Raw genomic sequence first — 13183 nt, forward strand, 5'->3', positions numbered from 1 at the left:
ATACTATTAGACATATCATTTTGTATAACTTCGGCGATATGGGCCGAGGGTCTCTACCAGGAACCGTAAAATCCTGATTACAAAAAAATGCCGCCCTGGCGTTTTTTTGTGGTCGGGATTTTTGGCGTATCCGGCTAGTAGATCGTCAGACTCTACATGTTGGAGTTCAAATGATACTCCGCCGAACGGATTAGGACGTGGAGACCAAACTGCTGGCGTATCAGGCCCCACGGACAGAATCATCTCCTGATTGGAAGAGTCTGCCCGTTTGTAATGGACTGAGCCGCTCTTATTTCTACTGTAAGTCATTTTTCCGCAAGTTAACGGACTCCAGAACCTTTATGCGCGGACATTCACCCCAAATATACCTGCCGAAGAGGCAATAAGCGCTTTCCGGTCCGTTAGCTCGGCTAAATGTACTCCTTTCGGGAAAGTAACGGCTTTACGGTCTGTAAGGATCAGGAGTATGGATACGACGAATCCGTCTCTCTCCCTGAAACACAAAGGCTCCCTCCTAAGCCACATATTTAGACCTGTACCAGGTGCAGTATAACAACAAAGGATGTGGACTCTATGACCAGCAATCAAAATCTGCTTGCAAGACGGATTCAGGTGGCCGGCAAGCAAATCCCGGCAGATCTCGTGATCAAAGGCGGAAAGATTGTCAATGTTTTTACAGGTGAGCTTATGGAAGGCGATATTGCCATCGTTGACGGCTACATTGCCGGCATCGGCTCCTATGAAGGCAAGCGGACGGCAGACGCCGCCGGCAAATGGATTATTCCCGGCCTGATTGACGGGCATGTGCATATTGAAAGCTCCATGCTGACTCCGCAGGAGTTCGCCAAGGTAGTGCTGCAGCACGGAGTAACGGCAGTTGTCACCGATCCGCACGAAATTGGCAGCGTGGCTGGAGTGGAGGGCATTGAATATATGCTGGAGCGCTCTAATGACCTGCCGGTGGATATTTTCGTTATGCTTCCCTCTTGTGTGCCTGCGACAACGTTCGAAACCTGCGCAGCCGGGCTGAAGGCCGCTGACCTGAATCCCCTCTATGCCAACCCCAAGGTGCTGGGGCTTGCAGAGGTGATGGATTTCCCTGCGCTAGCCAGACCGGATTCGGGAATGCTGGACAAACTATCCGGTGCGCTGGACCACGGGAAGCTAATCGACGGACACGCTGCCGGGATCGCAAGGGAGGACCTGAACATTTTCCGGGCGGCAGGCATTCGGACCGATCATGAATGCGTGAATGCGGAAGAAGCAAAACAGCGCCTCGATCTCGGAATGTATCTGATGATACGCGAAGGAACTGCTGCCAAAGACCTTGAAGCACTGCTGCCCGCTGTCACTACACAGAACGCCAGAAGATGCCTGTTCGTCACCGACGACAAATTAATCGACGATCTGTTGGAGGAAGGCAGCGTGGACCACAACATCCGGCTTGCCATCAGCAAAGGCCTATATCCCATTACAGCCATTCAAATGGCAACCTTAAATGCCGCCGAGTGCTTCGGCCTTCAGGACAGAGGGGCCATCGGGCCGGGTTACCGGGCCGACCTCGTGCTGCTGGACGATCTGAATTCACTCTCCATTGCAGAGGTGTATAAGCAAGGCGAATGTGTCGTAAAACAAGGGACGCTAGCGATGGAAGCTTTCCCGGAAAATACAGCGGCAGAGACAGCAAAGACCATTGTCGAGAGCTGCCGCCTGACTGATTTTCAAATTGGGGATTTGGCTCTCCCGCTTGGCTCGGATACCTGCAACGTCATTGAGATCATTCCGAATTCCATCGTCACCCGCCGCTTGAAGGAGAAGGTGCAGGTGGAGAATGGATTCTTTGCCCCATCGGTTCTTCATGATCAGCTGAAGCTCGTTGTCGCCGAGAGGCACAAGGATACAGGAAACGTTGGCCTTGGCATCGTCAAAGGCTTCGGGTTCGCCAAAGGAGCCATCGCCTCAAGCGTTGCCCATGATTCACATAATATCATCGCCGCCGGTGTGTCCGATCAGGAGCTGTTCACCGCGATCCGCCATATTGCCGCAATGAACGGCGGCTTAACCGTTGTATCCGGCGATACCATTCTCGCCTCCCTGCCGCTCCCAGTCGCCGGACTGTTATCCGAGCAGGGCTACGAGCAGGTGTATGCCGAAATGCAGCAGCTCTATGCAGCCTTGCGCGAGATTGGCGCACCGGAACACTTCAATCCTTTTCTAACGCTGTCCTTCCTGGCACTGCCGGTAATCCCTGAGCTGAAGCTGACCGACCGGGGATTGTTCGACTTCGCTTCTTATTCGCATGTTGGGATTGAGGCCGCGAATTAGCATTTGCCTTGCAGGTCAATGCACTAATCAGATATAAGCGCGTCAAAAAGAACTGTCCAAAGAGCCACGGTTGCTGCTTGGGACAGTTCTTTGTTTTTGAGGTATCCGTTTTTAATACATCTACTGACTTTACATTATGGATCGATGTTGTAAATTAGCTTTGACTAACCGATTCGGTCAAAATTCCTTAACAGCAGTAAGTTATGGATGGCCCAATGTGCCTTCCACCAATTTTCTGCTACCGCAAACTCGTTTGGGTAATCCGCCCACTTCCACGTTATTTCCCATACACCCGCGTCAGTTCGAGATTCAAGAATGTATTCAAGCTCTTTTCCCACTACCTCTTCGTTCCCTTTGTAAAAAATACTTGCCGGTGATGAAATATACATGGACGGCCTCATCGAGTACACCAGCCATTTGCCGGGATCTCGCTCAATGGCGTCATCCACCAACTTTTCCAGTCTATCTGCGAGAAAAACGCAATCATATCTGTCGGTTAACTTTGCCCGCTCTACACCTCGAAGAAAGGTGCAATAACCGCCAAGCTCATGGACTTCAAGTTGTCCAGACTGTCTGATCTTATCCATCATTTTGTCGCCAAGCGTTAAGGCTTTCTTATACAATCCGGAAGACCGATCGGCAACCTGGAAGATAAAACCAACTAAACCTGCGGTAGCGTGGTAACCATTGTCTGCATTGTTTTGTTCACTGTACGTCCACCAAGGTGCATGAGGGAAATCGTTGTTGGAAGGAATCGCAAACTGCCACCCTGTTTCAGAAAAATACTCGCAATTATCAAGATACTCCAGTATCCCTTTCACATAGGAATACTCCAAGTCAGAAATCCCGATTTCATCCAGTATGGTAATGGCTATTCCTGTTGCATATGGAAAGGAATTGGGGTTCCAATTATCCGCCTCCAGTGCAAGGCCAAAGCCTTTATCGCTATTTTGATAGGCTGATAGAGCTAGAAGGACCGCCTCTTTGCTCCCGCTTTCAAAATGATATTGCCATATTGCCAAATCAATAGGCCGTGCATTTCGATACATCCATTGCCTGATTTCCTGAAATTCGGTTGTCTTTAATTTCTTCATGCTTTACAACCTCCCTGTGCATTAGTGCTTACAGCATCATACTAAGAATCCCGTTAGCCGTATTGCATATAAACGACATCAAAAAAAGAATTCAGCTATTTAGCTCTCATTTATGTACGAAAAGTCCAAAAGCTCGAGTCAGAGTGTCCGATCAGGAGCTGTTCACCGCGATCCGCCATATTGCCGCGATGAACGGCGGCTTAACCGTTTCCGTTCTCGCCTCCCTGCCGCTCCCAGTCGCCGGTCTGTTGTCCGAGCAGGGCTACGGGCAGGTGTACGCCGAAATGCAGCAGCTCTACGCAGCCTTGCGCGAGATTAGCACACCGGAACACATCAATCCTTTTCTCGCGCTGTCCTTCCTGGCGCTGCCGGTAACCCTGAGCTGAAGCTGACCGACCGGGGATTGTTCGACTTCGCCTCCTATTCGCATATTGGAATTTAGGCCGTAAATTAGCACCTGGCTTGAGGCGCAGACACTTAGCCAATTTATCCATTTAAAAAAGAACTGTCCCTAAGCTATTGCTGTGGCTCTTTGGAACAGTTCTTTTTTGTCTTAGCATATAAGTGTATTTACTACATCTATAATGATGCTCCAAACGGAATTTATAGAAATAATTGTATTCCATACAGTTAAAAATCAGGAAAAACCGTCTTTTAGCAAAATATCGCAAATTTAACTGCACGAAATGCAATTACCTTCGTCTCAGCGCCCACATTTGATTTTTTAGTTGTACATAATACAGTTAGCGCAGTGTAGATAGAGTAGAAATTAGACTATGGTAGTTAGAGTATGGTTGTTAGAGTATGGTTGTTAGAGTAAAGCAGTTAGCGCATGGCGGTTAGTCGCATGGCAGTTAATCGCATGGCAGTTTGCGCATGGCAGTTAGTCGCATGACGGGTAGCGCATGGCAGTTAGTGCTACGACGTTCAAGCCAAAAAAGCGTTTGCCTAATACCGGCAAACGCTTAACGCTTTTTACTGCCCTCCCCCCCGCGAAGCGGGGAGGGAATACCCCGAGGTGATGGAAAGTGGCGGAGGGGAAGTTTGGAGCTGTAGGAGCGCTAGCGTCCGCCTTTGTCTCCAGATTTCATCCGCGAACAGCGGTATAATTCAAGAAATCTGGAGACAACAGCGGCCGGAAGCCCAAACATTCCCCGCAGCCACGCCCAGTCACCTTAAGCGCATTTCCTCAACGAATCACCTTAACCTCTTCCCTCACCACTTCGCCTACTTCTTCGACAAATATTTCCGCATATCAAACGACACAGCAGCAATAATAATCAGACCTTTGATAATCAACTGATAGTAAGGGCTGATGCCGATAAAGGTGAGGCCGTAGTTGATCAGGGTAAAGATGATAACGCCAACCAGAACACCCGGCACCGTACCGATACCGCCTGTGGTGGATACGCCGCCGACTACGCAAGCCGCGATGGCGTCGAGCTCGTACATGTTACCGTAGTTATTCGTTGCGCCGCCTGTTCTGGCGGCTTCAAGCACACCGGCAAGACCGTAAAGAGCGCCGGCAATGGCATAGATGTAGATCAGGTTTTTGGAAACGTTGATCCCGGAAACCTTGGCTGCCTGCATGTTGCCGCCAATGGCGTACATGTTTTTGCCCAGCTTGGTTTTGTTGAACAGCACCCAGACAATGGCTGCAACCACCAAGGCTATGATAACGATGTAGGGTATCGAATATTGTCCGCTGCCTATGAAGCCGGAGCCGATCTTGGTGAAATCGGGACGCAGGCCGCCGATTGGCTGCGATTGGTTCGGGTCCATATCGAAATACAGCGAGTTCAGGCCATAGACAATAAGCATAGTACCCAGTGTAGCGATGAATGGCGGAACATTAAGCTTGGAGACGATAATACCATTGGCGAGACCGCAGATCAGACCGGCGAGAATGGCAATCAGGATGGGAAGCCATACCTGCACTTGCGGCAGATCCGGGAAGAAGCGGCGTGAATAATCCGGTATTTGCAGCATGGAGGCGGAGATAACCGCCGTGAAGCCTACAACCCGGCCTGCGGACAAGTCCGTACCGGCTGTGATAAGGATGAAGGCAACCCCCAGTGCGATGATTACCCGTGTGGACGATTGAATTAGTACGTCACGCAAAGTGTTGACCGACATAAAGGATGGATCGTATATGATAATTCCTAGAATGAGCAGTACCAACACGATATAGATAGCATTCTGAGTGACAAAAGATTGAGCTTTTTTAACGTTCATTAGTAGTGATCCCCCTTAGTGCTGTGCAGCGAGACGCATAACTTCGGTTTCCGTTGCCTGCTCGCCTTCTAGTATTCCTGTTAGCCGGCCTTCCGACATCACCATGACCCGGTCGGACATCCCGAGCAGCTCCGGCATTTCGGAAGAAATCATAATAATGCTCTTGCCCTGCTTCGCCAGATCGGCAATGATCGAATAAATCTCGAACTTGGCGCCAACGTCAATCCCGCGTGTAGGTTCATCCAGCAGAAGAACTTCCGGCTCGGTAAGCAGCCATCTTGCAAGCAGCACCTTTTGCTGGTTGCCGCCGGAAAGATTCATAATCTGGGTTTTGGTTGTAGGCGTCTTCGTCCGCAGCTTTTCGATCATTTTATCGACCTCATCCTTTTTCTTCTTGCCGTCTAGCAGGAAGTAAGGGGTCTTGTAACGGTCAAGGTTCGCGATGGCACCATTCTCATGGACGGACAACACCGGGAAGATACCGGTTACACGCCGCTCTTCGGTTAACAGAGCCAGACCGTGCCTCTTGGCATCCTGAGGCGAATTAATGACTACCTTCTTGCCCGCAATGGAGATGGTTCCCGATTGAATGGCGCGAAGACCGAACAGCGCTTCAATAACCTCTGTCCGCTGTGCGCCGACCAGACCGCCGACGCCAAGAATTTCACCGCGTCTGAGCTCGAAGGACACATCCTTGAAGGATCTCAGTTCAGGTGAGGTCAGGCCTTCCACCTTCAGGAAGACTTCACCGGGAACGTTAGTACGTTCAGGGAAACGGCTCTCAAGGTCGCGGCCGACCATTCTGGAGATGATCAGATCGGTTGTGAGCTCCGCCGACGGCCAGGTGCCGATTTTTTTACCGTCACGCATGATCGTGACTTCGTCGGAAATTTCGAGAATTTCCTCCATCTTGTGGGATATATAAATAATGGCTACCCCTCTTTTTTGCAAGTCGCGGATAATCCGGAACAAATGCTCAACTTCCACACTCGTAAGGGAAGAGGTCGGCTCATCCATTACAATCACGCGGGAATGAAAAGAGACAGCTTTCGCGATTTCGATAGATTGGATTTTGGATACGGACAGCTTGCCCACCAGGGTCTCGGGATTCAGGTCGATATCCAGATCCTTGAACAAATTTTCCGTGTCGGTATACATTTTCTTATGGTCAATAAACTGAATGGGTCCGATACCCCTGGTCGGGAAACGCCCCAGCCAGATGTTCTCCATCACATTGCGGAACGGCACAGGATGCAGCTCCTGATGGATCATCGAAATGCCATGCTTCAAAGCATCATTGGAGTTCGAAATATTGGCCCTCTCGCCATCCAAAAAGATCTCACCGGCGTCCGGTGAATAAATCCCAAACAGACATTTCATGAGCGTGGACTTGCCCGCACCGTTTTCACCCATCAGTGCATGGACCGACCCCGGTCTAACCTTGAGGCTTACGCCGTCCAGCGCCTTCACGCCGGGAAATTCTTTGGTGATGTTGTTCATTTCCAGCAAAAATTCTGATTTTGCCATGTTGTTACGCCCCCTACGCTTTTTTCTTTTTCCATGAGAGGCACAGCGGTTCCGTCCTGTTCCCTACCCTTAAGGAATTCCAGGGAGCAGATCATCCGCTCCCCGGCATTATTGTTATAGAGATTTACTTAGCGTCAGCCACGTTGTCTTTGGTGATCTTTTTGTAGGAGATCCAGACATATTGGTTGTCGGTGATGTCGAACCCGATATTTTCTTTCGTTGGCTTTTCACCTTTAGCCAGCAGAGCCGCCAGCGTAATAGCCGCTTTACCTTGGTTGTTGGCATCATTGAGCACAGTGCCGAGCATTGTGCCATCCTGCAGTGCCTGAACTGCCGGAGCCGTTGCGTCAACGCCTACTACCGGCATATATTTGCCGCCAGTGAAGTATCCCGCAGCCTTCAGCGCTTCAATCGCACCGAGAGCCATGTCATCATTGTTCGCAAGCACAGCTTCGATCTTGTCGCCATGCGAGCCGAGGAAGGCTGCCATTTTCTCCTGGCCTTTTACACGGTCCCACATCGCTGTATCTTCAGCCAGCTTCTCAACCTTGATGCCTGCATCCTCAATGGCCTGAACAGAGAACTTGGTGCGAAGCTCCGCATCCTGGTGTCCTGGTTCGCCTTTAAGCATTACGTATTGAAGCACACCGTCTTTATTCTTGTCTGCTTCTGGATGAGATTTCCAGTAGTCGGCAATCAGTTGGCCGGACATTGTGCCGGACTCTTCCGCTTTAGCGCCTACATAGTAAACCTTATCCCATTTCTTCATATCTTCCGGAAGCGGTTCACGGTTCAGGAAAACTACCGGAATATTGGCCGCTTTGGCTTTGTCGATAATCACACCTGCTGCTGTGCGGTCAACCGGGTTGATCAGCATGCCGTTGTATTTCTTCGTGATGAACAGGTCAACCTTGTCATTTTGTGTAGGCTGCGAGTTTTGGCTGTCTACGATATCTACTGTGGCGATGCCTTTAGCGGCTGCATCAATCGCGTTGCGGACACCGGTCATGAAGGTATCGTCGAATTTGTAAATGGCTACCCCGACTTTTGGAGTTTCTGTTGAACTACCGGTGTTAGCTGAATTTGTAGCAGTGCCTGTATTCGCTGTATTTGCAGCTTTGTTATTGCCGCCGCAACCTGCCAGAGCAGCACCCAGCAATGCACTAGCGAGTAAAACGGAAGTGATTTTTTTCATAATAATTGACCTCCTGAGGGTATCTTTTTTTAAAATTTTGCCCGTAGCGTTCCGGGTACATCCTTATTATGCCGAACATGAAAACGGTTGCGAATATAAAATCCTACTCATTTTTATAAAAATTCTAATGATATAAGATTTCTATCTCACGAACGGAAACAGCAGCTTTTGATTCTCCGGCCACAGCATATTCTCCAGATCTATCAGCTTCGTTCCGGTATCGACACGCTCAGGCACATCCAGGCCTTCGGTGACTTCTACCGCATATTTCACAGCCAAATAGCCGTTGCTGAAGGGGTTCTGGATAACTGTAGCCTGTACTGTGCCGTCCTGGAGCATTTCCATCATGGATGGAGAACTGTCAAACGCAATCATTTTTAAATGGTCCTTATTTAGAGATTGTATGACTTTGCCAGCCCCCTGCGATGCCGTTTCATTCAGCGTGGCGATCCCCCGCAGATTGGGGTGCTTTTCCAGCATATCCCGGGTCAGCTGCTCCGCAGTGGCAGTGCTCGATGAGGTGTAGGAAATCTGCACAACCTCAACATGAGGATAACGGGCGGCATAATTCAAAAAACCCCGCTCCCGTTCGTCCGCATCCCTGGCTCCATAATCAATTGTCCCGGTAGATCCTTCCTGCCCGCTTGAGGAATTGGTAAAATTGATGATCCCAACCTCTCCATAGCCATGCAAAAGCTGAATGAGCCTTTCCGCAGACTTTTGCCCGGCCTCATAGCCGTTCGATCCCACGTAGGTTCTTACTTTGGCGGACCCGACTTCGGCATCTAGGGAGATCACGGGAATTTTGTAATAAGCCGCCCGGTCCACAACCTGGGCAAGCCCCATATAGCTGCTGGCAGCGAGGATGATCACATCCGCCTTTTGCTTAATGGAATCCTCCACCATCGAAATCTGCTCATCTATGTCGCTCTCCGAGGCCGGCGCCTTGAACGTCAGCTTCACATTAAACTCCTTGGCGGCCGCCTCCGCTCCGAGCTTCACCGTATTCCAGTAATCGCCGCTGCTCATCTTCACAATCAGGTGGACATTCCGTGTTTTGCTGGTGCTGATGTACGTTTTAGACGGGCCCAGACAGGAGGTAACCGTGATTCCCAGCACTGCACACAGCAGCAAAGTCATACAAAACCGTATTGTTCTCATTGAGATGATTCCTCCTCCTTCTGTCCATTTAGATCCTCCACAGCACTAATAGCCGGGAAAATAATCGTAACCGTTGTGCCCTCTTCAAGCTCACTCTCAAAGGAAAGACCATATTCACGCCCGTAATAGAGGCCGATCCGCTCATTCACATTTCGTACACCTACACCTGAGCCGTTGCCGCCGGATTTGCCCCCTCCGCTAAGAATCGTGTTCAGCGTTTCTCGGGTCATACCAAGGCCGTTGTCGCTGATCTTGATGACTATAAGCCCCTCCTGCAGCTCTGCGGTGATGGAAATCAGCCCCTCATCCGGCAGCATTTCAATACCGTGGTAGAGCGCATTCTCGGCAATGGGCTGCAGGATAAGCTTGATCGTCTGGTACTGAAGCACCTCATCCTGGGCTTTAATCTCATAGCGGAATTTATTTTTGAAGCGGAAGCTCTGAATCACCAGATAATGCCGGACATGATCCAGCTCTTCCTGCATGGTTATAATATTGTTCCCTTTGCTGAGACTGATCCGGAAAAACTTCGAGAGCGACTGGATCATGGTCACCACCTCATCTGTTTTGCCGCGTTCCGCCAGCCGGATCACAGAGTTCAGCGTATTGTACAGAAAATGCGGGTTAATCTGGGACTGCAGCACCTCAAGCTCTCCCTTACGTTTCGACTCCTGCTCATAAATTATCTGGTCCATCAACTGGCGAATCCGTTGCAGCATCAGATTAAAGCGCCGCGACAGTTGCTCGACCTCATAGGCGCCGCTGACATGGATCGGGGTATTGAGATCCCCATCCCCAACCTGCTTGACGGTCCGTTCCAGCTTGCGGATTGGGCTTGCGATCAGCCAGGACAGATAGACGGATAATGCAATAACACACAGAATGACAGCGCCCAGAAACCAGGCCAAAAACTGGTTCAAGTCGCGTTTGGTCGTCACAATCTCATCGTAATAAGCGACGCCGACGATTTTCCAGCCGGTCTGAGCCAATGTACGTACCGTAATAAAACGTTTCTCTCCCGTCGATTCATCCAGGTAGCTGCGGTATGCGTATTCAAGCACCGGCTCCACGTTCTCATACTTCAGTCCGGCATAAATCAATTGCTGCTGCGGATGGTAGACGATATTACCCAGTGAGTCCAAAATGTAAGCGTATCCTCTTTTGCCGAGCTTAACCTGCCTGCTAAGCTCATCAATGGTGCGGAAGTTGAAGTCAATCAGCAGGATGCCGTTTTTGGCCGCTCCGTTTTCTTTGTACTGAATCATTTTGCTGATGGACACAACCCAGGTGTAACGTCCCTTGAAAAGATTCTGGATATGCGGTGCGGAATAGGAAATTTCGGAGCTTCGTATAGCTGAGGTGAACCAGCTTTGACTTTGCAGCTGTGTATTAAGCCTCATTTTCTGGCCTGGCGTACCCATGACATACTTCCCTTGCGGTGTGAACAGGGCCACAGAGACCAGATCCTCACGGCTGCTCATCAGCGTATCCATTCTTTCATTGAGCAGCGGTGAGTCAATGGAAGGACTGGCTGTGATCTGCTTCTCCGCAGTTTTGAAAATACTCCCCATCCCTTTGACGTACAGCCCAAGGTTGTAATTCACCTGCTCGATGATCTGCTGCATATTCATGTTGGCGTTCTCTTCGGCCGTGCTTGCAAACTTGTTGTACAGCATAAAACTGACGATCACTGCAACGAGCACAGTGACCGCCGTAAAGGTTAAGGTAATGATAAGCTGGATACTCCGCAGCTTGGAAGACCATCTGATCTTGCCTCCGCCGCGCCGCTGCGGGCGCAGCGGAAAAAAATAAGCCTTCGGTTTGTTCATGGCTTATCCTCCCCGGGCGCTGTTTTTGTATTCTTTGGGTGATTGTCCGTATTTCTTGCGGAAGCAAAAGCTGAAATAATTCGGGTCGGCAAACCCGATTCGCTCAGCGATTTCGAAAGCCTTCAGCTCCGTGGAGCGCAGCAGCTCCTTGGCAGCCTCCAGACGGATTTGCAGCAGATAGCTGACAAAGGTCATTTTCATTTCTTTCTTAAAAATGCTGCTGAAATAACCTGTGCTGATATGCAGGTGCTGGCACACCTTGCCGATGGAAATGTCGGACTCCTCATAATGGCTGCGGATATATTCAATGGCCTGGTCAATGAGCTGCTTATAGCTCGACTGCCGCCCGGAGGCAATGGAATCCATCAGCCGGGTGCACACTTGAATAATCCATTCCTTGGCTTCGCCCATATTGTTGAATTTATGGAGCTCGCTCAGCGAAGAAATCCCCGGGCCGATAAAATCGTTCGTCTCGCTGCCCGACTCTTTCGCAACCCGCAGAATCGAGGTGATGATCTCCAGCAGGAAAATCTGATAGTCCTGCGTGGACACCTGCTCGGCATCGAGTCCGCTGAACAGCTCGTTCACGACCTCCCTCAGCTCCTGGACAGTGCCCAGCTTGACCGTGCGGATCAGCGACTGCCGGGTTAATTCATCATAAGCCAGCATCCGGCCTACTCTCGATTCCACATCTTCAATCCAGATGACTCTATTGTTGCCAAGAATAAGCCGGTAATCCAGCGCCTGCAGCGCATCTCCGAAGGAATCGGACAAGAGGGACGGCGAGCCGCATACCGTACCGGCTCCCGCCGTCACCGTCAATTTAAGAAAGCGCTGTACATTTTGGCGGATCTCCTCCAGGATGGCAAAGGTCTTGGCCGTAATCTCCGTCTCATCCTTCCCGGCACTTACAGAGAGCAAGACCACATCATCCCGGTGAATGAATACTTTGCCGAAGCTGATCTTCTGGCAGATTTCCTCCGCTATATTCAGCACAGCGAACAGCTGCAGATTGCGGTCCCCGGTGTCTCTGAGAGATACGGGCCTGCCTTCGGCTGCGGCTTGTCCGCTTCCCTCGCGAATATAATCTATGCTGATCACCGAGGACTGAAACAGCTCGCCGGAGAGGTTGATGCCGTATTCGGCGCTTTTCTCGGCAATTTCTGCTGCACGCAGCCTGCGGGAGACCAGCGAAGAGAGAAATTGCTCGCGCAGCACCGGAAGGCTCTTGCGATAGTGCTCGGTGAGCTCATACACGTTCTCCTTCTCGGCAATCTCCGCCTCAATCGTCCCTCTGACCTTGAGCAGAATGTCAATCAGCTCTTGCGAAGAAAACGGTTTCAAAATATACTCGTCAATTTGCAGCTTAATCGCTTTCTGGGCGTATTCAAATTCGTCATAGCCGGTCAAAATAATAATCTTGGTATTGGGGTGGCGGCTGCGAATCCATTCGGCAAGCTGCAGCCCGTTCATAAAGGGCATCTGAATATCTGTAACAACTACGTCCGGTAGCAGCCGGTCAATGGCATCCGCAGCCTCCCGGCCGTTCTCGGCCTGATCCACAACCTCAAAGCCGTAGCTTTCCCAGTCGATCTGTGCGACAATTCCTTCCCTTACGTCTTCTTCATCTTCAACAAGAATCAATTTATACATGTTCATCCCTCTTTGGATCAGGTTTTGGTCATTAGTTCTGGTCGTAACTGCGGGGAATGTTTGGACTTCCGGCCGCTGTTATGGTTGGATTTCCTGATTTGAACCGCTGGTCGCGGTAGAAATCTAAACATAAAGGCGGACGTGTTCGCTCCGTAAGTATCCAA

Annotated in this window: 9 protein-coding genes and 1 riboswitch; of the genes, 2 read left to right on the forward strand and 7 right to left on the reverse strand. The window is 50.4% G+C overall.

The genetic code is table 11. From position 1 onward, the window contains the following. A riboswitch (purine riboswitch) is annotated at window positions 1-100 on the forward strand. Between the two features lie 473 nt (window positions 101-573). Beyond that, window positions 574-2325, forward strand: a complete 1752-nt coding sequence (gene ade, locus AC0LWN_RS26775) for an adenine deaminase (protein WP_474670807.1) — start codon at window positions 574-576, stop codon at window positions 2323-2325. Between the two features lie 164 nt (window positions 2326-2489). Here the strand turns inward: ade and AC0LWN_RS26780 are convergent, their stop codons facing one another. Continuing rightward, window positions 2490-3419: a hypothetical protein gene (locus AC0LWN_RS26780; RefSeq protein WP_474670810.1), complete on the reverse strand. Its 930-nt coding sequence runs from the start codon at window positions 3417-3419 to the stop codon at window positions 2490-2492. Window positions 3420-3481: 62 nt separating this feature from the next. On the opposite strand from AC0LWN_RS26780, the gene AC0LWN_RS26785 reads away from it, so the two are divergent. Further along, complete coding sequence (locus AC0LWN_RS26785) at window positions 3482-3805, forward strand: adenine deaminase C-terminal domain-containing protein (protein ID WP_474670812.1); 324 nt, start codon at window positions 3482-3484, stop codon at window positions 3803-3805. An 841-nt stretch (window positions 3806-4646) separates the two neighbouring features. Here the strand turns inward: AC0LWN_RS26785 and mglC are convergent. The 6 genes from mglC to AC0LWN_RS26815 form a co-directional block, all read right to left on the reverse strand. Continuing rightward, window positions 4647-5654, reverse strand: a complete 1008-nt coding sequence (gene mglC, locus AC0LWN_RS26790) for a galactose/methyl galactoside ABC transporter permease MglC (RefSeq protein ID WP_474670814.1) — start codon at window positions 5652-5654, stop codon at window positions 4647-4649. A gap of 15 nt (window positions 5655-5669) precedes the next feature. After that, complete coding sequence (locus AC0LWN_RS26795; RefSeq protein WP_474670816.1) at window positions 5670-7181, reverse strand: sugar ABC transporter ATP-binding protein; 1512 nt, start codon at window positions 7179-7181, stop codon at window positions 5670-5672. A 124-nt stretch (window positions 7182-7305) separates the two neighbouring features. Beyond that, on the reverse strand, window positions 7306-8376 hold the full coding sequence (locus AC0LWN_RS26800; protein WP_474670818.1) for a galactose ABC transporter substrate-binding protein: 1071 nt from the start codon (window positions 8374-8376) through the stop codon (window positions 7306-7308). Between the two features lie 141 nt (window positions 8377-8517). Continuing rightward, window positions 8518-9537, reverse strand: coding sequence for a substrate-binding domain-containing protein (locus AC0LWN_RS26805; RefSeq protein WP_474670820.1), 1020 nt, complete (start codon window positions 9535-9537; stop codon window positions 8518-8520). Next, window positions 9534-11366 (reverse strand): sensor histidine kinase, encoded by a 1833-nt coding sequence (locus tag AC0LWN_RS26810; protein WP_474670822.1) that lies wholly within the window; start codon window positions 11364-11366, stop codon window positions 9534-9536. The genes AC0LWN_RS26805 and AC0LWN_RS26810 overlap by 4 nt, the downstream gene beginning before the upstream one ends. 3 nt (window positions 11367-11369) lie before the next feature. Further along, the gene (locus AC0LWN_RS26815; RefSeq protein WP_474670824.1) at window positions 11370-13019 is read right to left on the reverse strand and encodes a response regulator; all 1650 of its coding nucleotides are present in this window, start codon (window positions 13017-13019) and stop codon (window positions 11370-11372) included. Window positions 13020-13183 lie beyond the last annotated feature (164 nt).

This window comes from Paenibacillus sp. sgz302115 (assembly GCF_056120445.1).